This window comes from Synechocystis sp. PCC 6714 (assembly GCF_000478825.2).
Classification (GTDB): Bacteria; Cyanobacteriota; Cyanobacteriia; order Cyanobacteriales; family Microcystaceae; genus Synechocystis.
Genome location: NZ_CP007542.1, coordinates 584,990 through 610,786, shown reverse-complemented (window position 1 = coordinate 610,786; position 25,797 = coordinate 584,990). Strand labels below are relative to the sequence as shown.

General features: G+C 48.2%; 18 protein-coding genes. 11 read left to right on the top strand and 7 right to left on the bottom strand.

All coding sequences use genetic code 11. The features are described 5' to 3' along the window. The first annotated feature begins 92 nt into the window (after nucleotides 1–92). The 4 genes from alaS (at nucleotide 93) to D082_RS02755 (ending at nucleotide 5,578) form a co-directional block, all read left to right on the top strand. Nucleotides 93–2,726 carry an alanine--tRNA ligase gene (alaS, locus tag D082_RS02770; RefSeq protein ID WP_028949286.1) on the top strand — a complete coding sequence of 878 codons (2,634 nt, stop codon included), beginning with the start codon at nucleotides 93–95 and terminating at the stop codon, nucleotides 2,724–2,726. Nucleotides 2,727–2,902: 176 nt separating this feature from the next. Further along, complete coding sequence (locus D082_RS02765; protein ID WP_028949287.1) at nucleotides 2,903–3,577, top strand: response regulator transcription factor; 675 nt, start codon at nucleotides 2,903–2,905, stop codon at nucleotides 3,575–3,577. A gap of 11 nt (nucleotides 3,578–3,588) precedes the next feature. Further along, nucleotides 3,589–4,251, top strand: coding sequence for a DUF1361 domain-containing protein (locus D082_RS02760; RefSeq protein ID WP_028949288.1), 663 nt, complete (start codon nucleotides 3,589–3,591; stop codon nucleotides 4,249–4,251). A gap of 4 nt (nucleotides 4,252–4,255) precedes the next feature. Continuing rightward, nucleotides 4,256–5,578 carry a deoxyguanosinetriphosphate triphosphohydrolase gene (locus D082_RS02755; protein ID WP_028949289.1) on the top strand — a complete coding sequence of 441 codons (1,323 nt, stop codon included), beginning with the start codon at nucleotides 4,256–4,258 and terminating at the stop codon, nucleotides 5,576–5,578. 64 nt (nucleotides 5,579–5,642) lie between these two features. Here D082_RS02755 and D082_RS02750 read toward each other — a convergent pair whose 3' ends face one another. Then, nucleotides 5,643–6,248 (bottom strand): NYN domain-containing protein, encoded by a 606-nt coding sequence (locus tag D082_RS02750; RefSeq protein WP_028949290.1) that lies wholly within the window; start codon nucleotides 6,246–6,248, stop codon nucleotides 5,643–5,645. Between the two features lie 169 nt (nucleotides 6,249–6,417). Continuing rightward, on the bottom strand, nucleotides 6,418–8,016 hold the full coding sequence (gene metG / locus D082_RS02745; protein ID WP_028949291.1) for a methionine--tRNA ligase: 1,599 nt from the start codon (nucleotides 8,014–8,016) through the stop codon (nucleotides 6,418–6,420). A 385-nt stretch (nucleotides 8,017–8,401) separates the two neighbouring features. Between metG and D082_RS02740 the strand changes: the two genes are divergently transcribed. Together D082_RS02740 and D082_RS02735 are read left to right on the top strand one after the other, a co-directional pair. After that, nucleotides 8,402–9,220, top strand: a complete 819-nt coding sequence (locus D082_RS02740; protein ID WP_028949292.1) for a carbon-nitrogen hydrolase family protein — start codon at nucleotides 8,402–8,404, stop codon at nucleotides 9,218–9,220. A 453-nt stretch (nucleotides 9,221–9,673) separates the two neighbouring features. After that, on the top strand, nucleotides 9,674–9,892 hold the full coding sequence (locus tag D082_RS02735; protein WP_051738659.1) for a hypothetical protein: 219 nt from the start codon (nucleotides 9,674–9,676) through the stop codon (nucleotides 9,890–9,892). Between the two features lie 105 nt (nucleotides 9,893–9,997). Here D082_RS02735 and dacB read toward each other — a convergent pair whose 3' ends face one another. Then, nucleotides 9,998–11,443, bottom strand: coding sequence for a D-alanyl-D-alanine carboxypeptidase/D-alanyl-D-alanine-endopeptidase (gene dacB, locus D082_RS02730; RefSeq protein ID WP_028949294.1), 1,446 nt, complete (start codon nucleotides 11,441–11,443; stop codon nucleotides 9,998–10,000). 14 nt (nucleotides 11,444–11,457) lie between these two features. Further along, the gene (locus D082_RS02725) at nucleotides 11,458–12,078 is read right to left on the bottom strand and encodes a VWA domain-containing protein (RefSeq protein WP_028949295.1); all 621 of its coding nucleotides are present in this window, start codon (nucleotides 12,076–12,078) and stop codon (nucleotides 11,458–11,460) included. A gap of 130 nt (nucleotides 12,079–12,208) precedes the next feature. On the opposite strand from D082_RS02725, the gene D082_RS02720 reads away from it, so the two are divergent. Both D082_RS02720 and menD read left to right on the top strand, forming a co-directional pair. Next, nucleotides 12,209–14,299, top strand: coding sequence for a PP2C family serine/threonine-protein phosphatase (locus D082_RS02720; protein ID WP_028949296.1), 2,091 nt, complete (start codon nucleotides 12,209–12,211; stop codon nucleotides 14,297–14,299). Continuing rightward, on the top strand, nucleotides 14,292–16,082 hold the full coding sequence (menD, locus tag D082_RS02715; RefSeq protein WP_028949297.1) for a 2-succinyl-5-enolpyruvyl-6-hydroxy-3-cyclohexene-1-carboxylic-acid synthase: 1,791 nt from the start codon (nucleotides 14,292–14,294) through the stop codon (nucleotides 16,080–16,082). The genes D082_RS02720 and menD overlap by 8 nt, the downstream gene beginning before the upstream one ends. 377 nt (nucleotides 16,083–16,459) lie before the next feature. Here menD and dusB read toward each other — a convergent pair whose 3' ends face one another. After that, nucleotides 16,460–17,512: a tRNA dihydrouridine synthase DusB gene (gene dusB / locus D082_RS02710; protein ID WP_193386682.1), complete on the bottom strand. Its 1,053-nt coding sequence runs from the start codon at nucleotides 17,510–17,512 to the stop codon at nucleotides 16,460–16,462. A 570-nt stretch (nucleotides 17,513–18,082) separates the two neighbouring features. Here dusB and D082_RS02705 point away from each other — a divergent pair. From D082_RS02705 to D082_RS02695, 3 genes are all read left to right on the top strand, one after another. Further along, nucleotides 18,083–18,799: a histidine phosphatase family protein gene (locus D082_RS02705; RefSeq protein WP_028949299.1), complete on the top strand. Its 717-nt coding sequence runs from the start codon at nucleotides 18,083–18,085 to the stop codon at nucleotides 18,797–18,799. A gap of 193 nt (nucleotides 18,800–18,992) precedes the next feature. Further along, a complete protein-coding gene (locus D082_RS02700; protein WP_193386678.1) occupies nucleotides 18,993–20,630 on the top strand; it encodes an iron uptake porin in 1,638 nt (545 codons plus the stop codon). A 262-nt stretch (nucleotides 20,631–20,892) separates the two neighbouring features. Continuing rightward, complete coding sequence (locus D082_RS02695) at nucleotides 20,893–22,287, top strand: ABC transporter substrate-binding protein (protein WP_038530056.1); 1,395 nt, start codon at nucleotides 20,893–20,895, stop codon at nucleotides 22,285–22,287. Nucleotides 22,288–22,433: 146 nt separating this feature from the next. On the opposite strand, the gene D082_RS02690 is transcribed toward D082_RS02695, so the two are convergent. Together D082_RS02690 and D082_RS02685 are read right to left on the bottom strand one after the other, a co-directional pair. Beyond that, entirely contained in the window at nucleotides 22,434–23,915 is a 1,482-nt protein-coding gene (locus tag D082_RS02690) for a site-2 protease family protein (protein WP_028949302.1), read from the bottom strand. A gap of 343 nt (nucleotides 23,916–24,258) precedes the next feature. Next, nucleotides 24,259–25,734 (bottom strand): folate/biopterin family MFS transporter, encoded by a 1,476-nt coding sequence (locus D082_RS02685; RefSeq protein ID WP_081857602.1) that lies wholly within the window; start codon nucleotides 25,732–25,734, stop codon nucleotides 24,259–24,261. Nucleotides 25,735–25,797 lie beyond the last annotated feature (63 nt).

Sequence of the window (25,797 nt, the reverse complement as noted above, 5' to 3'; positions counted from 1 at the left end):
AAGCAATTCGCCAATGGCCGGGGTTCCACCCCGAAATGCGAAAATGGAACATAGTGTCCCAAAGCATAATCTTCAAAATCTCTCCCTAGACCATGACCACCACCCCGCCCGTCCTCAGCGGCCCCGAAATTCGTCAACAGTTCTTAAATTTCTTTGCCGATCGCCAGCATCAAATTTTGCCCAGTGCATCCCTGGTGCCGGAGGACCCCACGGTATTGTTAACCATTGCGGGGATGTTGCCATTTAAACCAATCTTTTTAGGACAAAAGCCAGCGGAGTTTCCCCGGGCCACCACTGCCCAAAAATGTATCCGCACCAACGATATTGAAAACGTGGGCCGCACCGCCCGTCACCATACTTTCTTCGAAATGTTGGGCAATTTCAGTTTTGGCGATTACTTTAAATCCCAGGCGATCGCCTGGGCCTGGGAATTATCCACCCAAGTATTTCAACTGCCCCCGGAACAGTTAGTGGTCAGTGTGTTTGAAGAAGATGACGAAGCCTTTGCCATTTGGCGGGATGAAATTGGTATTCCTGCCCACCGCATTCAACGTATGGGAGCGGATGACAACTTTTGGGTTTCTGGCCCCACTGGCCCCTGTGGCCCTTGCTCGGAAATTTACTATGATTTTCATCCGGAATTGGGGGATGAGAAACTAGATTTGGAAGATGATAGCCGATTTATCGAGTTTTATAACTTGGTATTCATGCAATACAACCGTGATAATACGGGCAATTTAACACCCCTGGAGAAGAAAAATATTGACACCGGCATGGGCCTAGAAAGAATGGCCCAGATTTTACAAAAAGTACCTAATAATTACGAGACAGATCTAATTTTTCCCATTATTCAAACAGCGGCGAGCATAGCTGGGATTGATTACGCCCAGGCCGATGAAAAAACGAAAATTTCCCTAAAAGTTATTGGGGATCATGTCCGTTCCGTTGTCCACATGATTGCTGACGGTATCGGTGCTTCCAATTTAGGACGGGGTTATGTGTTACGCCGTTTGATCCGCCGAGTTGTCCGCCATGGTCGTTTACTAGGTATTACCGGGGAATTCACTACTAAAGTTGCGGCCACTGCCATTGAACTAGCCCAGCCAGTTTATACCAATGTTTTGGAACGAAAAACCTTGATTGAACAGGAGTTACAGCGGGAAGAAGCGGCCTTTTTAAAAACCCTGGAACGGGGGGAAAAGTTACTGGCGGATTTAATGGCCGAAGGGGTCAAAGAAATTGCTGGAGTAGATGCGTTTACTTTATACGACACCTTTGGTTTTCCTTTGGAATTAACCCAGGAAATTGCTGAAGAACAGGGCATTACTGTGGACGTGGAGGGGTTTGAAATAGCCATGCAGGAACAACAGGAACGTTCCAAAGCGGCCCATGAGACCATTGATTTAACGGTGCAGGAAAGTTTGGATAAATTGGCTAACCATATCCATCCGACGGAATTTTTGGGCTACACCGATTTACAAAGTTCAGCGGTAGTTAAGGCAGTTTTAATTGCGGGGGAATTGGTAGAGCAAGCGCAAGCAGGGCAAACCGTCCAAATCGTTTTGGATCAAACTCCTTTCTATGGGGAATCCGGCGGTCAAATTGGCGATCAAGGTTTTCTCAACGGCGATAATTTGCTCATTCGCATTGAAGATGTGAAACGGGAATCGGGTATTTTTATTCACTTTGGTCGGGTAGAACGAGGTATAGTTCAAGTTGGCACAACCATCACCGCCACCATTGACCGGGCCTGCCGCCGTCGGGCCCAGGCAAACCACACCGCCACCCACCTACTACAATCGGCCTTGAAAAAAGTAGTGGATGAAAATATTTCCCAAGCCGGTTCTTTGGTGGATTTCAACCGTTTGCGTTTTGATTTCAACTCGCCCCGGGCCGTGACAACCGAAGAGTTAAAGCAAATTGAAGATTTAATTAATCAATGGATTGCCGAAGCCCATGGGACGGAAGTGGCCGTGATGCCCATTGCCGAGGCCAAAGCCAAAGGGGCGATCGCCATGTTTGGGGAAAAGTACGGTGCAGAAGTACGGGTGATTGATGTGCCGGGGGTTTCTTTAGAACTTTGTGGTGGCACCCATGTGGCCAATACAGCGGAAATTGGTTTATTCAAAATAGTGGCGGAAACGGGCATTGCTGCCGGGGTAAGGCGCATTGAAGCGGTGGCCGGGCCATCGGTGTTGGATTACCTCAATGTGCGGGAAGCGGTGGTCAAAGAGCTTGGCGATCGCCTCAAAGCGAAACCAGAGGAAATTCCTGATCGGGTCAGTAATCTGCAACAGGAATTGAAAGCAACCCAAAAAGAGTTGGAGGCCGTTAAGCAGGAATTGGCTCTGCGGAAATCCGATCAACTAATTGCCCAAGCACAAACCGTAGGGGCATTCAAACTGCTGGTGGCGGACTTGGGCAATATTGATCCAGAATCCTTGAAAACTGCGGCGGAACGACTACAACAAAAATTAGGGGAAAGTGCGGTGGTGCTGGCTTCCATTCCCGAAGAGGGTAAAGTCAGCCTAGTGGCGGCCTTCAGTCCCCAGTTGGTTAAGACTAAACAACTCAAAGCAGGGCAATTCATCGGCCAAATTGCCAAAATTGTTGGCGGTGGTGGCGGCGGTCGTCCCAACTTAGCCCAGGCCGGCGGAAAGGATGCCAGTAAGTTACCGGAAGCTTTAGCCACTGCTGAGCAAATGTTGTTATCAGCATTGCCCTAAGAGTTATCATCGCTGCCACTTCCGTGGTTGTCTTTAGCCCCGTTCTGGGAACTGTCGCTGGGTTTGTGGCCAGATTATTATTGGCCAACTAATCTTTAACCGTCTTTCAACTCTCCTTTAACTGTCAACGGGGGCAGTACCATGAACATATTTGCTATGCAATCGCTTAGTTTGCCATGAGTCACCGTGTTTTGGTTGTGGAAGAGGAAGAAAAGTTAGCCCGATTTATGGAGTTGGAGCTCAAGTATGAAGGCTATGATGTCACCGTGGCTAGGGATGGTCTCAAGGGCTTCACCTTAGCCCAGGAATTTCCCCCGGATTTAATCATTGTGGATGGCAACCTGCCGGGATTATCGGGACTAGACCTCTGCCGACGGTTGCGGGAAATGGGCAGTCGCATTCCGATTATTTTGATCACCGCCAAGGACGACGTGGAAGAAAGGGTGATGGGGCTGGATGCTGGAGCCGATGACTATATTGTCAAACCCTTTAATGCCAATGAATTCTTTGCCCGCCTCCGGGTGCAATTACGGCGCACCCACACGGAAACCGACGAAATTTTACAATTTGCCGATCTGCGCTTTAACCGTAGTACGAGGGAAATTCAAAGGGGCGATCGCCTGATTGATCTCACCGCCAAGGAATTTGAGTTATTAGACTATCTCCTCTCCCATGCCCGCCAGGTGTTAACCAGAGAACAAATTTTGGAACGGGTCTGGGGATACGACTTTACGGGGGATTCCAACATTATTGAAGTTTATATCCGCTACCTGCGATTAAAGTTAGAGGCGGCGGGGGAACCCCGTTTAATCCAGACCGTGCGGGGGGTAGGCTATGTGCTGAGGGATTAGGATTTGGGATTATGGAGCTGATTATCTCTTGGCTGCGGCTGTCTTGGCAGGTATTGGCCATTAATGGCGATCGCATTGCCTGGAACACTTTTTTGGCCGTTATTCCCCTAGTGCTAAGCGTTTGGTTATTCCGTTGGCAAAATCCGCAACGAAAACCCTGGCCCCGATCGCCACTGTGGTGGGTAATTTTTACTATATTTGTGGCTTTTTTGCCCAATGCCCCCTACATTCTGACGGATATCATCCACTATTTTCGTTTGGTGCGGCAGGGTATACCCACTAGCGTCATGATTTTCACCGCTACGCCCCAATTTTTTTTCTTTTTAAATGTGGGTTGGCAATGCTATGTCATGTCTTTGCTCAACGTCGGTTATTACCTGGGGCAACGGCAATGGTCAGCCTGGATTTTCCCCATGGAGTTAATGGCCCATGTGCTCTCGGCGATCGGGATTTATCTGGGTCGATTTCTGCGCTTAAACAGTTGGCATGTGGTCACTGACCCCAAAGATGTGGGGCAAAATTTAGCCCAAACCCTTTCCCATCACCGTCCCCTCTTAGCCATTAGCGTCACTGTGGTGGTTTTGACCATTTTTTATTGGCTGACCAAACAAATTAATCTTGGCTTAGTTTTGCGCTGGCAACAGGTGCAGTCCCGTCGTCCCCAACAGTATTAATCCCATGGAATGGCAACAGTTACTTTCCCGCAAACGCCTTGGCAAACAACAGCTAGAGGAGCATCAATTTGAGCGCACTTCCTTCCTCAAGGACTATGACCGCATTGTCTATTCCACTGCTTTCCGTCGGCTGAAGGATAAAACCCAGGTTTTTCCGCTGTCCAAAAATGCCGATGTCCGCACCCGGCTGATCCACAGTTTGGAGGTGTCTTGCGTGGGCCGTTCCCTCGGGCGGATGGTAGGGGATCAAATCATTAAACGCCATCAACTCCAGGCGATCGAAGCGGCGGACTTTGGCGATATTCTTTCTGCGGCTTGTTTAGCCCACGACATTGGTAATCCCCCCTTTGGCCATGCGGGGGAAGACGCCATTCAAACGGCTTTTCAAAAATGGTATGCCCGCAAAAATCGCTCCGGTGCCCTAATTAATCCCCTGGAAAAAGCTGATTTTGACCGCTTTGAAGGCAATGCCCAAGGCTTTCGCATTTTGACTAAGCTGGGTTTGCCCCATCGCCCAGGGGGCCTGCAACTAACCTGCACTACCCTGGCTACCTTTGCCAAATATCCCCGGGAATCTTTCATTCCCCAAAGAACCCTGGCCCGCCATCCCGGCAAAAGTCTACAAAAATACGGTTTTTTCCAAGCTGAAAAAGATCTATTCACTGAAGTAGCGGAAACCGTGGGTCTCATTCGGCGATCGCCAAAGGTCGCTTGGTGGTGTCGCCATCCCCTCACGTTTTTGATGGAAGCAGCGGACGACCTGTGTTATTCCATCGTCGATCTAGAAGATGGTTTTCATATGGGCTATCTGCCCTTTGCAGCGGTCAAAGATAAGCTACAAAGCATTGCTGACATTGACTTAAACCAGTACGACGGCAGTGAAGTGGAAACGATCAAACGATTGCGGGCTAAAGCCATTAATCGACTGGTGAAAGAAGTAGCACAAATTTTCCTTGACCATGAGCCGGATATTCTGGCGGGAAAATTTGACCAATCCTTGGTGGCTTTGAGTTGTTTTTCTCCCCAACTAAAGGAAATTGAAACCATAACCACCAATGCAGTTTTTCACCATGCCAATGTGGTTAGGATAAAAATTGCTGGCTTTGAAGTATTAGGGGATTTATTAACGGATTTCCTCACTGCCACGTTGGAGAAACAACCCCGACCTAAAGGGAAACTACTTAGATTCATGTTGCCCCCAGAGCACCAAGTAGCCGCCGACGACGATAACTATGCCAAAATTCTGAAAGTAACCGATTACATTGCCGGTATGACAGATTTGCAAGCTACTTTACTGTACCAACAATTGCGAGGAATTTCCTTGTAAATATCCATAAGGAAGATCAAAGATCCTTTGCAATGAATAGAGACAGAAAAAATTGAATGGGCTTTTAGGGGGATTTTTCTTGGGATAGGAGCGGCGTCACATTGGCGCTACGATAACTGCTGTTGGGACGGGGTTGTTTTTGAATTTCCTCCTTGATGCTGTCCAAGTCTACGTAGCGGTCAGAGACATTGATCAAGCTATCACTGGTCATGGAACGGAGACTCACCACCTCAATGCGGGCTCCTCGATAACTGACTGCATCCGCTGCATAGGCCAAATCTCCATCGCCGCTCACCACCACTGCTGTGTCATAGGAACCCACCAGGGACATTAAATCCACGGCAATTTCCACATCCAAATTAGCCTTCTTAGAACCGTCTGGTAACTGGACTAAATCCTTGGCAATGACCCGGTAACCATTGCGGCGCATCCAGAGCAAAAATCCCTGTTGTTTTTCGTTACTGCGGTCCACTCCAGTGTAAAAAAAAGCCCGCAATAAACGAGAACCGCCGGTTAAACAGTGCAGTAACTTGGTGTAATCAATTTCAATGCCCAACTGTAATGCCGCATAGAAAAGATTAGAGCCATCGATGAAAATGGCCACCCTACCCCGGTTTTCTAATAACTGATCCGGTGTAAACAGTGCATCTTGTTCAAAGTCCTCAAACATGGTGTTCCTAAATGATTAAATTTGAATTTAAAGGGGTTTTTAAAAAGTTTCTCAAGGATCAAAAGGGCAAAAAATTTGGTTCAATTGGTTGGGAAAATTATAAAAATGTTAAAGTCTGTTAAAAAAATGTTAAAAATTTAACCTTGACCCAGGGGGTCAGTTTTTGATTCTACTCCCCTTCTGGCAACTCCAGTTTGATAAAAATTGGCTCAGCCGGAGGTAAATTTTGGTTGATACCAAGTTGTCCCCAGGACTGGTGACGGTTGAATTCTTCCGCTTGCTCCAAGGGCGATCTCCACTGGTCAAAATCCCAATTGAAGCCCAGCTGTTGGTAAATTTTCGTGCTCAAACGGGGAATGATGGGGGAGAGAAGATAGGCAGAAAGGCGAATGGATTCCAGCACGCTGTACAGTACATCTTCCACCTCCTTTTGACTACCCTGTTTAAACAATTTCCAAGGGGCCATGTCGTCAATATATTTATTGCCGGCCCGCACCAGGGTAAAAATTGCCTCACAGGCATCGGTGAAGGATAACCGTTCATAGGCACTGCTCACCCGTTCTCCCAAATGACTGCCCAAAGCTTTGAGGGGATTATCCGGTGCCAAATCTGTCCCCATCACCTGGGGTCCCTGGCCCTGGCAATACTTTTTCACCATACCCAAGGTGCGATTGAGCAAATTACCTAGGTCATTAGCTAGATCTGCGTTGAGCACATTGACAAACCTTTGCTCATTAAAGTCCCCGTCTTTACCGAACTCAATCTCTTTGAGGAAATAGTAGCGGAACGCATCCTCCCCATAGCGGTTAATCAAATCTAGGGGATCAACGGTGTTACCCAAACTTTTGCCCATTTTCTGACCATCTTTGGTGAGAAAACCATGGCCAAAAACCTGGGCGGGGATCGGTAATTCCGCCGACATTAACATGGCGGGCCAGTAGACTGCATGGAAGCGCAAAATATCCTTACCAATTAAATGCAAATTAATCGGCCACCATTTAGCTAAGGCATTGGTCAAGCTAGGCTCTTCATTCTCACCCAAGAGGGCGGTGACATAGCCCAAAAGGGCATCAAACCAGACATAAATGGTGTGGTTGGGATCATTGGGCAGGGGGAAACCCCAGTCTAAATTGACCCGGGAAATGGAAAAGTCTTGCAATCCCTGGGCAACAAAGTTTAATACTTCATTGCGACGACTACTGGGCTGGATAAATTCTGGCCTTTGGCCATAAAGTTCTTCCAGCGCTTTTTGATAGCGGGAGAGGCGAAAAAAGTAGTTTTCTTCGTCCCGCCATTCCGCCTTACGGTTCGGATGTAGGGGGCAATGGTTATCTTCTAATAAATCCCTTTTTTCTTTAAATTCTTCACAGGCAACGCAATACCAGCCCTGTTGTTGCGCTAGATAAATGTCTCCTTTGTCCCAAACCCGTTGAAAAAAGTCTTTGACAATGGCTAAATGCCTAGCATCGGTAGTACGGCTAAAACGATCATAGTGGATATTGAGCGATCGCCATAGTTCCTTGAATTTAAGTACAGTCTGGTCACAATGGGTTTGGGGATCGAGGCCTTGGGCTTCGGCGGTACGTTGGATTTTTTGGCCATGCTCATCGGTGCCAGTAACCATCAAAACGTCATAACCCTGTAGTCTTTTAAACCGGGCCAAAGTATCCGCCACCACTGTGGTGTAGGCACTACCTAGGTGGGGCACATCGTTGACATAGTACAGAGGCGTGGTAACGGAAAAAGTAGGTACTGAAGAATCAAGCATTCGAGCAAAAAAGTTTGTAAAAGTGCAATGGAGAATATTTATTTGGGTTAACCACCGTGCCTGGGATGGTCAATATTAATGGTTACCTCGCTAAACTCTGGGGAGTAGATTGCCAAGGGGAACTGTTAAGTAAATCTTGTTATTCTCCTTAGAAATTCTTATCAGTGAGGGTAAAAACAGATCCTTAAAAATATGTGTAAATTTACAATCTTAAAAAGCGGGGGACTTTAGTTTAGCAAAAGCAGAACTTTAAGGAAGTTTTTCTCCATAATATCTTAAGATGTGAAGCCCCTTCTCCCTTTTTTGGAGCGAGTTCCTTCCCTATACCCGATCAGGATAAAATGAACTGCTAGCCCCCACTGCCTCTTTCTGACAAGGAATTTTCATGAAACCCTATTTAGCCGCTGCCCTACAAATGACCAGCCGCCCCAACCTAGACGAGAATTTACAAGAAGCAGAGGAGTTGATCGATCTAGCGGTGCGACAGGGGGCAGAATTGGTGGGTTTACCGGAGAATTTTGCTTTTTTGGGCAATGAGACTGAAAAGCTGGAACAGGCCTCGGCGATCGCCACGGCAACAGAGAAATTTTTGCAAACCATGGCCCAACGGTTCCAAGTGACTATCCTGGCGGGGGGATTTCCTTTCCCAGTGGCGGGGGAAACAGGGAAAGCCTATAACACAGCCACCTTGATTGCCCCCAATGGCCAGGAGTTGGCCCGGTACCACAAAGCCCATTTATTTGATGTCAATGTACCCGACGGTAATACCTATTGGGAATCCGCTACGGTGATGGCTGGGCAAAAATATCCTCCTGTGTACCATTCCGACAGCTTTGGCAATTTGGGTTTATCCATTTGCTACGATGTTCGTTTTCCTGAGCTGTATCGTTATCTTTCCCGCCAAGGGGCCGACGTCCTGTTTGTCCCTGCTGCCTTTACCGCCTACACTGGCAAGGATCATTGGCAGGTGCTGCTCCAGGCCCGGGCCATTGAAAATACTTGCTACGTTATTGCCCCAGCCCAAACGGGCCGTCACTACGAACGGCGCTACACCCACGGCCACGCCATGATCATTGATCCCTGGGGCGTAATCCTGGCCGATGCAGGGGAAAAACCAGGCTTGGCGATCGCTGAAATCAATCCAGACCGGCTCAAACAGGTGCGCCAACAAATGCCTTCTCTACAACACCGAGTATTTGTATAACTAAATAGACTCTGCAATCGAACATCCAAAATACTTAACCTAGGGAACGAAGGGAAAACCACCGGGGATCAAAGACTTAACCGGTCCTTGTCGTCCCATGGTCATTGTCTAGCAAAGCTTAATTAATAGTTAAGAAAATCTAAACAGTCCCTGGCAAATGTTAACTTTTTAGTCTGAGTTGGTCATTGGGGCTGAGAAAGTTCGTTGGTGTCGCGGTTTTCCCTGGCTAGTTACCAAGGCTGGGATGGGGCTGACCGGGCGCAAATGGGCTTAACTACCGTAGGGATCAAAACCAAACAGTATGGGAATAGTTTTTGGTCTCCCATTTATTTCAACCTTAAATCTTGCTTTGTTTTATAAACTTTAGAAAAATTTTATCGTCTTTTAGCGCCGTACTTTAACCCGTTTGACTTCATTTTTAATTAAATTCCTTTAACATTCTGAGCAATTACCATGATCATTCGTCATCAACCGCTCCAAGCCCCCCCAATCCTGGCCAAGCAGACGATCCACTGTCCCAACTGCGGTAGCCATGCGGTGCGCCAACAGTGTTTGATTGAAAAGGAAATTGTCACGGAAACCGCTTGCCCTGTGTGTGATTATCTCTTGGTTAATTGCCAGCGCACCGGTAGAGTAGTGGATTCCTACCTCTGTTTGAGCGCTAGACGCTGACTATGGCGGGAAAATTAACTCCCCTTGAACCCGGCAAGTTAGTCTGTCGACCAAATTTCTGGGGAAGAATTGATTATTCCTTAATGCTGAAATACTGACCAGCCCTCACTGACACTGTTCAACTTGGGCAGTCCAAAGCACCATCTGCTCCATGGCTTTTCTTAACAGAGGTGCTCCCAAGTCACTATTGTTGACCATAAAACTGAACACTACCGTGCCCCATTGTGGGTTTTCCACATAGCCGGTTAGGGAAACTACCCCCGTGAGTGTCCCTGTTTTAGCCCAGACTTTTTCGACCAAAGGAGTATCGGTAAAACTACTTTGCAAAGTGCCCGATCGCCCGGCAACGGCCAGGGAGTCGAGATAAATGGCCGAGGTGGGACTTTTAGCTTGGTTAATTAACAGTTGCACCAGGGTTTGGGGGCTGACCAGATTTTGCCGGGAAAGGCCGGAACCGTCCTTGAAACCCAGGGAAGTGGATGACAGACCAAGATTTTCTAAATGATTATCCCAATCGTCCGGGGAATGGGGTGGCGGTTGCAGGGCATTGAGTAAAGTTTCAGCGTAAAGATTATTGCTGTTTTGATTAATGGTTTTGATCAATTCCCCCAGGGGAGGAGAGGTTATGGTCAGTAGCGGAGCACCGGCGATCGCCGTAGCATCAGTGCTAACGGTTTGAGTCCCTACAGAAATTCCTTGTGCCGCTAACTTTTGTTGCAAGCTAGCCAGGAAATACTGGGGGGGATCAGCCACCGCTAAGGTGATGGCCCGGGGTTCCCCCTGGGGAGGCAGGCTGCCTGTAATGACTAATTGGCGCCGGCCAAAAACTTGTCGTACTTGCGGAGATTTACTGGGGTTAAGTTGTGTTTGGGTTTGGTTAATAATCTGCCATTGCTCACCAGCCAAGGGATCAGACCAAGCAAGACCCAATGGTTCCCCCAAGGCTTGGGGGTGGAGGGTAAGGATAACTTGGTTGCCAGCTAAAATTGCTCCGTTTACTGGGGGAGCATAACCGTAGTGCAAATCGTCCCATTCCCAACTGGGGCGCTGGTAATCTTCTGGGGCAATGACATCCACCAGTTCTAATTCTTCAATCACTTCCACGCCCGCATTTTTTAACGCCTCGGCGATCGCCGTTAGGTCATCTACATCAAAACTGGGATCACCGCCAGCGATAATTTGTACTTTTCTGTCCCCGTCCCGTTGGTAAACCTGAGTGGTAAAGCGAAAGTTCGGCCCCAATTCCTGCAGGGCCATGGCGGTGGTAATTAACTTTTGGTTGGAAGCGGGGATGAAAAAACGATCGGCCTGATGTTGATAAACGGGTTGACTCTCTACTAAGGGTTGAATGGCAATGCCCCATTGGGCCCGGCTCAATTCCGGTTGTTGTAAATGGTTTTCCAGCTTTTGTTGCAAATCCCCTACGCAGAGGCGATCGACTTGGGCATCAACCCCAGGGGTCAAACCAAGGGTAAGTACTCCCGCCAAGGTCAACCTCAACGGAGATAGCCCAAGGCATTTGGGCCATTGGGAGAATGAAACTAGCACCATGGCCCGGGCACTCCCTAATCCGTAATGGCCTTAAGCAAAACATCGCTCAAAGTCATGCCCTGCATATCTTCAATGGTAACGGTGTCCACAATGTCGAACTTAGCCCCAGCGGCCTGTAATTGATCATCCAAAGCTTGGAAAAAGGCCGTTGCTTTTTTATCTCTACCCACTTGAATTAATGAAATGGCCAATTCCTCATCCCGGTCAATTTTTTGGCTCGCTTCTAAAATTAAACGGATAACTGCTTTGCGGTCAGTGGGTTCCCCATCGGTAATGATTAAAAAGGTTTCCCCATTGGGTTTAGTTTGTCCGGCCTGCCGTCTTTGGAAAAAATTGTCCAGGCCGTCCTTGAGGGCACCGGCCAGATCAGTGCGCCCCATGGGTTCGTTGTTGGCGTAGATGTAAGCAACTTTCTCGGCGGTAACATTGTCATAACGACGGAAGCGGCCAGAGAATAGATAAACAGTGATGCCGTCGGGGTCAATTTCTTCGCATTTTTGCGCCAGGGCAATGGTCGAAGCTTGGGCTATTTCCCAGCGGGTGGGACCATTGGGATCATCAGCGGTGGCCATACTACTGCTTTTATCGATCATTAGGGTATAGTCTCGGTTTTCGATGACAGCTTCAGCGCTCATAATCCTCTTGTGGCAATTTTGCAAACAATGGCAGTTTTTTCTCTTTTAGCCTATTACAACTTTTGGGAAATGTTCTTAGGATTGCATATTTCCTTAAAATTGATTAGAAATTTGTTCGAGGGGTAATGCTGTGCCGACCGTCCACTGCTCCAACCGTGATTGTCAAGCCCCCAATGATCTAGGCGATCGCCGGTGTAAGACCTGCCAAACCCCTCTGTTGAAACGTTACCTGTGGTCGGTGGGGGAATGGATCAAGGCGTACCAACCCGGGGAAATACTGCTGGATCGTTATCTGTTGGTGCGGCCCCATGTATTGTTGGACACCACACCGGCTTTGGGGGTGGAGGGGCCGGAGGAAATTCCCGATTACATTTTGCCCTACCAAAAGCTCCTTCCCTTTCGGCTTAATGTGCCGGAGGTATATGACTATTTCCCCAGCTGGGATGAAGAAAAAGACTTATCTGTTTGGTTGTTGGATTATGGCCCAGTGCCCTTAAACGATGGAGGGGAGCCGGTTTACGAGCGTTTGTTACCTTCTTTGGGGGAAATGTGGCACCATGCCTCGCCGTTACAACAATTAACTTGGCTGTGGCAAATTGTCCGCCTTTGGCAACCATTGCAACGCCAGGGGGTGGTCTCCAGTCTGCTGGAATTTGATTGGTTGAGGGTACAGGGTCCCCAGGTATTTCTCCAGGAGTTGAAGTTAGACGACCACCAATTTTACGAGACAAAATATCTGGCCGGGGTGTGGCAACCTTTGTTGACCGATGCCCATCCGGCGATCGCCGATTTTTGTCAGACCCTCTGGCAAAAGTTAAAACAGGGCAAAATTCCCCATGCCGATCATTTGTTACGGGTATTGGACACGGGCATTCAATCCTTGGCGGAGCAGTACGATTTTAGCTACACAGTTTTTGCTTTGACCGATGCTGGTCCCAGTCGAGACCATAACGAAGATGCCTGTTTCCCTGTGAGTGAAATCCCCATTGAAGGGCAACAATTGGCCAACACCATGACCCTGATTTGTGACGGGGTAGGGGGCCAGGAAGGGGGGGAAATTGCTTCCCAGTGGGTGATTGAGCATTTACCCATCCGTGTCATTTCCAAAATTCAAAAGCAGATGAACGATCCGGAGCAAATCCGCAGTTTCATCCAGCATCTCAAAGAAGATATTGAAGAAGTTAACGAGCAACTCAATCGTCGCAATGACCGAGAGGAAAGGATTGAGCGGGAAAGAATGGGCACCACCCTGGTGATGGCCCTGGCGGACTTTCAGCAATTTTTCCTGGCCAATGTGGGGGATTCCCGTTGCTATTGGTTAACGGAGGAGAGTTGCAAACAGGTGACAGTGGATGATGATGTGGCTTCTCGGGAAGTGCGACTGGGACTGATGCTCTATCACCATGCAGTGGAATTACCCCGATCGGGGGCTTTGACTCAAGCGGTGGGCCTGGGGCCCTCAAGCCAACTGCATCCGATTGTTCAGCGGTTGATTGTGCCAACAAATTGCCTGTTTTTGCTCTGTTCCGATGGTTTATGCGACAATAGCCGGGTGGAACAGTATTGGCAAGATGATTTCCTGCCCGTGCTCCAGGGCGATCGCCCGTTGGCAGAAGCAGTGCCTCGATTGATAGAGTTGGCCAACCAGGTTAATGGCCATGACAATGTTTCCGTGGCTTTGATTCATTGCCAGATTGCCCCCTCCGTTCCCACTCCCACCCAGGCGGAAAAAGCGGCGGCCCAGGCGACGGAAGATAGCGCTGAAGAACTCTCCCTAGAAGATGATTTTACCGGGGATACGGAATTGGGCCTCAAGGCGATCGCCTATCCCGATTTCAGTAAAAAAGCAGTGGCAAAACCGAAGGAAATAGAATTGGAGCAGGAGCATTCTGTGCCCGAACAGGATCCGAGGGAATCACTCACTTCTCCCTCCTTTGGCCCCAAATCTCCCCTACCGGCGGAAGAAATTCCCCTCAATCCGCCCCTAGAACCGTCTCCCCAGCTCGCAACAATGGGAAAGTACCAAAATACCAGTCCACCACCAGGGGGATTAGCGGCTAAATTCCAGTCCCTTTCTAAAACTAGTCAATTATTAATTGCTGGGGGAGTGCTGGTGGCAATTGCGGCCGCAACGGTGGCGATACTTAACCTAAGCCAAGGGAATAATGGGCAAAATCAGCCTTCCTCCAGCCTGATGAATTCGAGCGTAGGGCATGGTTGATTTCACTAATCTCAACGGTTTGGCTGCCTCTTTATTGGTGGAAACCTTATTCCGGTTGGGACTCCGGCAAGCTGTAATTTGTCCCGGTTCCCGTTCTAGTCCTTTAACGGTGGCATTGGCCCGCCATGGGGAAATTGATTGCGTTGTTAGTTTAGATGAACGTTCTGCCAGTTTTTTTGCTTTGGGCTATGGTAAACGCACAGGCAAACCAGCGTTATTAGTTTGTACTTCCGGCACAGCGGCAGCTAATTTTTTGCCAGCCATTATTGAAGCCCACTACAGTCAGGTGCCTTTGTTGGTGCTCACTGGCGATCGCCCACCGAAATTACGTCACTGCCGGGCGGGGCAAACCATTGACCAAACCAAACTTTATGGCCATTATCCCCAATGGCAAACGGAGTTGGCCTTACCGGAAGCGAGTTTAGATTTTTGCCATTATTTGCGGCAAACAGTGCTCCATGGTTGGCAAAAGTGTTTTTGGCCAAGGTTGGGGGTAGTTCATCTCAACTGTCCCTTTGACGAACCGTTGGCTCCCCTCGCCGATGACTCAGTGCAGGTTTTAGCGCAGAAATTTGATGCCAATAGTTTTTACTGGGGAATAACGGAGTTTAATCAACTATGGCCAGCTTTGCCGATTAATTTTTCTTCCCCCGTTGTCCCTTTACTGCCATGGGATTTCCCCAAAATAGGTTTGATTCTAGTTGGGGTTATTCCCGGTGGTGAAGCACACGCCCTGTTAACTGATATTTTGGCGATCGCCAAGGCATTGCACTATCCCGTACTATGCGATGCCCTCTGTTCTTTGCGTAACTATGACGATGGAGAAACTGTTTTAATTACCAATTACGACTTTCTCGTCCGTTGTCAAAGTTGGGCAGAACAATTGGTACCAGAACAAATTATTCAAATTGGTGAATTGCCTACTAGCAAGGCATTAAGGAATTGGCTAAGCATTATTAATTGTCCCCGTTACGTTTTTAACTGCAATGGTGAAAATTTAGATCCTCTGCAAGGGCAAACTGTTTATTCCTTTGCCACGATAGGACAATTGGCAGATTATTTACACACTAATATTTTACCCATTGATTCAATCCAAAAAGAATATACCCATAATTGGCAAGAAAAACAGGCAAAGAGTCAAGCAATAATTGCTTCTGCTTTCATAAATCCCGGTGGCAATACTCCTTCAATGGTCAGTCAATTAGTCCATTGTTTACCGCCCCAAACCAATTTGTTGGTGGCTAATAGTTTGCCTGTCCGCTGGCTGGAATTTTTCTGGCCTGCCAACGGCGATCGCCATCGGATATTTGTTAACCGGGGAGCCAATGGCATTGACGGCACCCTTTCCACCGCCATGGGAATTTCCCACCGCAGTATTCATCAAACGGTGTTATTAACCGGAGATTTATCTTTATTGCACGACAGTAACGGCTTTTTAAATCAAAGCCAAATGCGAGGTAATTTAACTATTATCTTGCTCAACAATAACGGCGGTGGTATTTTTCAAACCTTACCCATTGCCCAGTGTGAGGATGTGTTTGAAACATATTTTGCTACTCCCCAATCGGTTGATTTTGCCCAACTTTGTGGCACCTATGGAGTGGATCACCACGTAATTACCGATCTTGGGTCATTAAAAGAACAATTGGAAACAATTAGCCCTACCCCCATCCGAGTCTTAGAAATAATTGGCGATCGCCACCAAGAGGCCCAATGGCTAAAATCATTACAGACGCAATTCTGCCATGCTGATGAGCCATTTCAAGAATTAGGTTTTCTCTAATTATAATTAACTATTAGAAAATCATTTTATCCTTCATCAATTTAACTTTAATCTCCTTGTCAAAAATCTTTTATCCCTCTTTCGTCAGTCTGAGCAGGAAATTTCAGACCAAATCACCAAAACTCTTTGATAGCGTAGGTTTTAGGGATCGTACCCAATAAAAATTCCATCTCCTATTTTTTCTCTTCAAATAATCTTGAGAGATATACCCGGTAAGAACCTCAGCGATTCAAGTTTAAATTTGTTTCCGAGATCGACGGAAGAGGGATAACTAGAAAACTAAAACAAATGGGATGCTGAGAAAGTCATAGAAAGGGCGATGGCTCCCATCAAAAGTAGCCTAATCCCATAAGGGACTCCATCACTTCTATTCCAGATTATTGGAGCGAATTAATTGCTTTATCCAGTATATCTTTGCCTTCTTGCACAGAATTGACCTGAAAAATTTGTTCCCGTAACGCAACCGCTCCAGGAAAATCTTTGCAGTACCAAGCTAAATGTTTCCGAGCTTGAAAAAGTCCCCGTTGTCCTTTATGTTCCCAAAGCATTTGTAGATGTTCCTGGGCACAGGTTAATCTGTCCGCCACAGTGAGAGCCTTTAGCTTCTCTCCGGTTTTAAAAAAATGCTCAATTTCCCCCACTAAAAATGGATAACCCAAACTTCCCCGGGAACACATCACCCCGTCTGCCCCAGTTTGTTCTAAACAGGCGATCGCCGCTTCCACTGAAAAAATATCGCCATTGGCAATGACGGGAATGGTCAGAGCTTGTTTAACTTTCGCAATCCACTCCCAGCGGGCCTGGCCCTTATAACCCTGGGCCCTGGTGCGGCCATGGAGGGTCAACATTTGTGCCCCTGCATCCTGCAATCTCTGGGCAAATTCGATAATGTTGATTTCCCCATCATCCCAGCCCAGACGGGTTTTAACGGTAACGGGCACATCCACCGCCGCCACAACCGTTTTGACAATAGCCTCGGCCACCGCCGGTTGCCGCAGAAGGGAAGAACCGCCACCTTTTTTGGTAATTTTATTGACTGGACAGCCCATGTTAATGTCCACCGATTGAGCTCCCTGGGCTGCGGCTTTTTGGGCTGCTTCTGCCATAAAGTCCGGGCGACAGTCAAACAGTTGGATACTAATAGGGTTTTCCTGGGGATCAATTTCCATCACCTGGGGCAAAGTGCGTAGATGATGAATTTCCGTGGCGCTGACCATTTCCGTATAGAGCATGGAATGGGGAGCATAGCGTCGTACTAGCCGGCGAAACACTAAATCCGTCACCCCCGATAAGGGAGATTGCAATACTCGGCTGTGGAGGGTCAGGGAGCCAATTTGCAGGGGTTTTGCCCAGACAGTGGGGGCAGAGGTTATATTAGGCAAAGAATTATGGGACAAGGTTTTAAGGGTTCTCAACTCTAGCAAGAATATTTTCCCACTGTTAACAGCGGCCAAAAGGCGATCGCCCCAGCACCAATGGCGGTGTCGGCCAACTGATCAAAATTGCTCTTTTGTTTTTTGGATGTATTTGTTATTGTTTTAGTTTTCCTACTTCAACTCCCAGTCTGTGGTTTTCGCGAACAAGACTTATAGTCAATCAAAGTAAGACTGAGATGGCTAAGACCTTTACCAAAGAGGCTTTTAGCTCCGGTCAGTGTCTTACTTTCAATTAAATCATCTATATCTTCTCCCAACTTTCATTATTTAACCCTGAAGTATATTTCTACTTTTTTTACCACAGCTACCATAAATGGGGAGTTAATTCTTTCTCAAAATATTTTCCATCACCAAATATCTAGATAAACAGATGGTTATAAAGAGCAAATGCATTGTTCTTTACTTGGTTGCCGTTCATAATTATTCCTAATTCATTGATCAAGATCAGAAACAGGACTCAGTATCGTTCGACCGGGACTTAGCTCACTATTGACAATAAATATTATTTACCCCTAGGATGATTGCCGGAACCAAATAAAAATAATTTTCATTAAAGAGTTATCTATGGAATGGATTAATCGCCTCCTGTTGTTCGGCGTTGTATTGTGGGTGCAATCCATGGGCGTGTCTTTTTCTGAAAGTAATTCCCGCTTAATTGGCGGTCTTAAAGTGGACTTTACCCAGGCTTGGGCTGAGGAAATGACTCCCGGCGAACAAGCCAATCGTGATTTTCAAGACCAGTTAAATAAGAAAGATTTGCTAGAAGAATTACAGCAAGGGGGATATGTGATTTATATCCGCCACGCCCAGACTGAAAAAGATTATGCAGATCAAGTTACAGCGGAAATGGGGAATTGCTCAACGCAACGGGCTTTGAGTGAAACGGGATGGCAACAGGCCAAGGCGATCGGCCAGGGGTTTGAAAAATACGGTATTCCCTATGGACAGGTTTTTTCGAGTCAATATTGTCGAGCTTGGCAAACAGCGGATTTAGCTTTTGGAAGATACGAAAAGAATGCTGACCTGAATTTTCCGAAGTCGGAAGATTATAGTCCGGAACAAATTGCCCAAATGAAGGCGTTACTCAGTCCCTTTTTAAGCCAGAAGCCTGCCCAGGGGACCAATACCATTATTGTCGGCCACGATGATTTGTTTGAAGCAACAACAGGCATTTACCCCGACCCCCAAGGGATGGCTTACGTAATTAAGCCATTGGGCAATGATCAGTTTAGTCTGGTGGCTAATTTGCGGTCGGAAGAGTGGTTAGAGCTTGGCCAGTAAAGATTTGGGCGTAATCGGTTTGGTGAAAGTATTTATCCAAAATTCCAGAAAAGCCCGTGCTATGATAACGATTATCATTATTGAGCCCATTCGCCAGTGATGGGCATGGGGAGGAAGGGCATTGCTTTTTTTCTTAGTTGTTGCCTATATTCTCGATAATTTGTTGGTTAATCTTTAAAGTGTGAGGACTCGTATGTTAGGACAACTGTTACTAGTGTGGGGCTTAGGTGCCTTGATGGCGATCGCCTTTGGAACAAATCAGTTAGTACAAGCCCAAATGATTGAGACCTCAACATCGTCGAATCGTCTAAGACTAGATGGTTTCCTTGACGATAGGGCTGAGCCCAATTCGCTATCTCAAATCACTTCAGTGTCGGAACTGCGGGATGTCCAGCCCACGGCCTGGGCGTATGAAGCACTGCAGAGTTTAGTGGAGCGTTATGGTTGCATTGTCGGTTACCCAGACCGGACTTTCCGTGGCGATCGGGCCCTGTCCCGTTGGGAATTCGCCGCTGGGTTAAATGCTTGCATGAACGTAATGGAGCGTTTAGTGCAGGAAAATGTGGCGGTGTTAAGGGAAGACATAGACAAACTAAAACGGTTGGCCCAGGAATTTGAAGGGGAATTGGCTGCCCTAGGAACCCGCATCGACAATCTAGAAGTGCGCACAAGTTACCTAGAAGACCATCAATTTTCCACCACCACCAAATTAAGTGGGCAAGTGGTGATGGCCCTGGGTGGCATTGTCAGTGGGGACAAAAATAACGGCACCGAGGCGATCGCCAGAAATACCACTTTGGGCTATCGTAGCCGATTGGAACTCAATACAAGTTTTCGGGGTGATGACGATCTCTTCATTCGTCTATCCAGCGGAACTCTCGCCGACTATGGCCCCGTGGCCGGTACTTTCCAGCCAGTCTTGGGCGCAACGGAACCGGAGGATGGCAACCTAAGCAACAGCGTTTTGTATTACACATTTCCCGCCACGGAAAACATTCGCCTTTGGGCCCTTGCCGCTGGGGGCGCCTTCGATGATTTCACCAATACCGTGAACATTTTGGACGGAGACGGAGCCTTTGGTGCTTTGACATCCTTTGGTACCCGTAGTCCTATTTATTTTCTAGGGGAAGGCACCGGGGCGGCCCTACAGGGCACCTGGGATCGGTTCCAACTCAGCTTGGGTTACCTTGCTTCTACGGGCAATGATCCCTCCCAGGGAGAAGGACTTTTCAACGGCGGTTACGGCACGATCGCCCAGTTAAACTACGACTTCAGCGATAATCTCACCGTAGCTTTAACCTATGGCCATGGCTACAACACCCTAGACACCGGCACGGGAAGTCAGCGCTCCAACTTCCGCTATTTCACCGAAACCACCTTTGGCGAAGCGGCCAATACTTCCCACAATGCCTATGGAGCGGCCCTTTCCTGGCAACTGAGTGACTATTTTATTCTGGGGGGTTGGGGCGGTGTAACTAAAGCCCGCACCCTTAATGCTATTAACTTTGAGGACACTAGCATTCGCCGGGGCAGTTTAGACATTTGGAATTGGGCAGTGACCCTTGCGTTCCCGGATATTTTTAAAGAAGACAATCTGGCGGGCATTATTGTCGGTATGCAACCCTGGGTCAGTAGCAGTTCGATTGTTTTTCCCGACGACATTGCCACCACTGACGTGGATAGTTCTGTCTATCTGGAAGGTTTTTTCCAATGGGCCGTCAATGATAATCTTTCCATCACCCCCGGTATTGTGGTAGTGCCCAATGCTGACTACAACAATGCCAATGGCACCCTAGTCTTGGGGGTAATTCGCACCACTTTTAGTTTTTAAGAGTGTCAGTACTATTTTACTGTCAGAATTCAAAAAGAAATAACAGCCCGGCACTGTCTGGAGCAAAAAGGCAGTGTCTTCCCCCATTCAAGGTTAGGTGATCCGTTTGTCAATGGCTATGGATACGCTGCTGCCGATTAGACTAAGCCCCGCAATTGGCGAGAGACTTTTTTCTGCTCTCCAGCACTAGTATGTTGGAAAGAATACTGTCGATATCCGCCAAGTCTGATTTGGTTGGTCGCCCCTAAGTGTGAGTGCCAATATGTCCAACAAAAACGAGATTCCCATTTTAATCGGTGCGTTGTTAGTCACCCTGGGCATTGTGGGGGGAGGAGGTTGGTTTTTATTTAACAGAATGAATCCTGCCGCTGTCACTCCTGGTTTATCCACCACTGGCAATATACCCAGGGAATTACAGGCCAATGTCAGCGCGGGAGAAAAGGTGCTCGTGCCCACCATGGACAATGAAACCAAGTTATTTGCTTCCAAGGCGATCGCCGAAGGTAAAAACGAAGAAGCGTTGGAAAAATTAACTCAACATTTGGAAAAGTTCCCCAATGACCCGGAAGCCTGGATTTACCTTAACAACGTACGAGCTTTGGGCCACAATCCTCTCCAGATAGCGGTGGTGGCCCCGGTGGGCAGTAGCCTCAACATTGCCCAGGAAATTCTGCGGGGAGCAGCCCAAGCCCAGGAGGAAATTAACCAAAAAGGAGGTATTAATGGCCGTTTTTTACACATCACCATCATTAACGATTCCAACGATGGCAACTTAGCCCAACAATTTGCCGGAGCTTTAGTCAAACAGGAGCAGATTCTGGGGGTGGTGGGCCACAATGCCAGTAGTGCCACCCTGGGGGCGGCCCCCACCTACGAAGCGGGGGGATTAGTGCTGGTCAATGCCACCAGCGATGCCAACGGTATTACCAATGTGGGCGACCATATTTTTCGGGTCATTCCCCAAATCAACACTTCCGCCCAAACCCTAGTGCAACAGGTGAGTAAAGATACCAAAAAAGTCGCTGTCTGTTACGATTCCAAGGCTCCGGATGGCGTTTCTTTTTACCAAGAATTTACCACTGGTTTATTGGCTCAAGGTGGCCAGTTGGCTCCCACGGTCTGCGATCTGAGTGAACCTAATTTTAACAGCCAAGCCAAAATGGCGGAAATTGTGGCCAGTGGTGCCCAAGGATTGCTCATTTTGCCCCATATCGATCGCCTAGACCGGGCCTTTGGCCTTGGGACTGCCAACCAGGGGCGGTTAAAGCTCTATGGCAATAGTCCCCTGTCTACGATTAAAACGTTGGAGCAGGGCCAGGGCATGGTGGGTTTAACGGTGGCTATTCCCTGGAGTTCTAAGAGTGAAACCAATCGACCTTTTGCCCAGGCGGCCAGGAAATTTTGGGGAGGAGATGTGTCTTGGCGTACGGCGGCCACCTACGATGCGGTTTACACACTGGCTAATGCCTTGGCCATAGCTCCTAGTCGTCAAGGTTTACAAAAGGCTTTGACAGAACCGGAATTTGTTTCTAGCACCATCAACGGGAAAGTGAGCTTTTTGCCCAATGGCGATCGGGCCGGGCAAGCTACCCTGGTGCAAATCAAACCTTCCCCCAGCCATATGACGGGCTACGATTTTTTCCCTATCAACCGCTAGAGGTGAGTTGCCCAAGGTCCCCTAGCCACCAAATTATGGGAGCAATCGGCTTGAAATTCCTAGGGGGATTTGGGGAGTAAATTAACGGTTTCAAAATAGGCTCTGGACTAATTTCAACTGCCTTAGTAATTTTTTCAACCCTATTCCTATATTTGTAACCACTGGGCTACCGGGGGAGGCACTGGTAAAAGGATCAAGATCAAAATGGCGATCGCCACGATGCCTAATAAATCCCGGCGGTCATCTAGTTCGCTAACGTCATTTAATGCTGGCTGATCCCCCACGGGCATGAGTAACAAAATAATTGCCCAGATGAAAAAATCACTACGGATAAAGGAGAGCAGCACCATAGCCACCCGGGTAATTTGCCCAGTCACAACGGCCGCCCGTTGCCCCAGCATGGCATGGATAATATGGCCCCCGTCCAATTGACCAAAGGGCATTAAATTCAGTGCAGTAACAATCAAACCAATGTAACCGGCGATCGCCAGGGGATGGAGGTCTAACACCGTATTAGCCCCCAGTTGATTGCCTAAAGCCGCTTTGCTAATCAGGGTCATCAGTAGGGAAAAGCGGTAATCCAGGGCATCAAACCGCAACAGGTTGGTATTCTCCGGCATTGGTTCCACAGTGGATTGGGTCAACCCCCACCATAAAATTGGTAACGCCACCACCAAGCCCCCCAACGGCCCGGCGATCGCCACATCAAATAAGGCCTTGCGGTGGGGCACCGGAGACTTCATTTGGATAAAAGCGCCAAAAGTGCCTAAAAAGAAGGGAATGGGAATGAAATAGGGCAAAGTGGTGCGAATTTTGTAGTGTATCGCCGCCCAGTAATGGCTCAATTCATGGCAACCTAAAATGGTCAAAATGCCGAGACTGTAGGGTAAACCTACCTTCAATGTCTGAATGCCCACCTGGAGTTCTGCGGGGGTCAACCCAGCCATTTCTGCCCCCACCATGGTGGTGGTAAATCCCGTCAGCATTAGTAAAGTCAAGGCTAACCAGGGTTTATGGAGCTTTTCCCCGTTGCTAACATTATCTTCCTTGGCCTGGGCGGGGTTGGGCACCAGGGCAAAAAAAGGCTGACCCTGTAAACTTTCTTGGAATAGCACCAAAAAGCGATCGCCAAAGGCATCTTCCACGTTGCTCTTAACCCGTTCATAGGCCATTTCCGGCGCTACTTGCAATTTTCCGCGACAAAGAATAGCCTGGGGCCGATAATCCAACTGTTGGAGATAATACACTCCCCAGGGAAAGCAATCCCGTAAAGATTTTTCCTCCGCCGCATTAATGGGACGGGGGGCTTGCTCCGCTGGTTTTGCGTCCTTGCCCTGGAGATTATCGGGGGCGGTGACACCATTGCCTTGGGTTTGCTTATCGGAGACAATGCGGCCCTTTTGCACCAGCCACCAATAGAGCAGAGGACAAACCAAAAATGGCCCCAGGAGCAGTAGGGGTGGTAGAGGGGCATCGGGGCCATACACCATTGCCCAAATTGTCCAAAGGGTTGCCGGGGTCATCAACACTAACCACAACATCCAAATGGGTGTGCGGGTAATGGGCGCCGCATTGCTTTTAACCACAAAATAGGTGATGACAGCAAGGATGAGCAAAAGAAGCCACATTGTTACAAAATTCAGAAATTACAGGATCACAGCTAGGTTCTGGGCTTGATAGCCTTGGATTGAACAGGGGAATATACAGGCTAACCGGCTAACTGGGCTTAGTTAGATAGTTACGGCCATGGGGGAGAATCCCTTAAGTCTCCAATTATGAAGGTAAACCAGCCCAGATCGCTTGACCTTTACCAGAGCCCTAGGAAAAGTTTTAGACCTTCAAGTTATCCCCCAGGTCCAGGGTAAAAAACTTAATGGTTCAACCAAAAACCCTTTCAAGAGAAAATAATCCTTTCCCCAGTCTAAAGTATTGCCTCCAGGTGCAAAGGATTGAAATCCCATTGCTTTGGCATTAGGAATGGCTGGAGCTTTTTTCAGGCATGAATTCCGGCAAAAAGTTTTGGTCGTTCAAACTTCCCGCTGTATGGTGTTCAAATACCTCCGCAGAAGGCAACACCTGGCGATCGCCAGGGTTTTCTGGCTCTTCCGTTGCTCCAATTACCTGGGGATCCCCCGCAGGCAGAAGTCCCAAAAAGGGCAGGGGCAAGAGAGTGGAAAGGTTAGTGATAATTACCAACGGAGCCAAATTATCAAACTGGGTTTCCGTCACCCCCAGCCAATGGGTCAGCAATGACCCCAACTCGAAAGATAAGACCCCGGCTAAATTCATCACCGACATCAATAAAGCAAAGAGGGTGGCTTCAATGCCCGGCGGACAGAGGCGGGCCGCTAACACCAACACCGGCATAAAGGCAATTTGACCTGTTACGGTGAGGATAATGCTGTCCCCCAAACTAAACCAATGGTCATCAATGCCCATGGCTCGGTTAGCATGGGTAATTAAAATCAGGGTAGTCAGCCCCAGCAGACTGGAAATTACCGTACTCCAGCCCATAATCACCCGGAAGGGCAAAGTTTTTAAAAAGCGTTGGTAAAGACCCACCCCGATCAATCCCGCCACGCTGGTGACAAGGCGTACCCGTCCTAAAAATTCCGGCTCAAAGCCCAACTCATTGGTGGTGAAATAGAAGAAAGCTGACTCTGCGCTGGGGGTTGCCTGCCAAAAGAAAATAAACAGAGTGGGCAGAAGAATGGTTTTTTGTCGCACTGCTTGCCAGACCAATTTGATCTGGGCCCCAGGTTTGGGTTTCTCCTCTTCCTCAGCATTGGAAACTTCACTAATTAAAAAAGCCGCTCCAACGGTGAGTAAAGGGAAAATGGCGGTGATGGCAAATACGGTGCGGGTGCTAAACCACTCCAACAGAGCGCCACTGGCATAGGCGGTGATAATGCCCCCCACAGCGGCGGCCCCCCAGGTGAGGGATTGCAATGACCCCACTTGGGCTAAGGATTCCCGCTGGGCCCGCTCCACCACTAGGGAATCGACAATGACATCACCGATCGCCACGGAGAGGGAGGTAAAAAGCAACACTAACCCTGCTTGGATTCCACTATGAACCCAGTAGGCAAACAGGAGCCAACCAGCACTACCCATTAACCCCGACAGCCAGAGGTAAGATCGCCGTCGGTAACCGAGCAGGGGCACAGTGTCTGACAGTAAACCCAGGACGGGTTTAATAATCCAAGGAGCTGCTCCCAAACCAATTAGGGCGCCCATGGCTGCTGGACTCAACCCCAGTTCATCCTTGAGGAAAAAGCTCACCGCTAAACGGGAAAGCCCCAACACCCCTTGGACAAAGTAAATACTGAGGATGGCCAGCAACTCCCAACTGGGGGCATTGCCCAGGAGTATTTTTTCCCGCAGAAAACGCTTAAATGGGGTGGAAAATAGAATGGCGATCGGCGTCATGGGTCTGGAAACAAGCACAGTAACTTGCTTAATATTTCGTTACGTACTCCCCATGGTAGGGCATTTCTCCCCTGACACGTC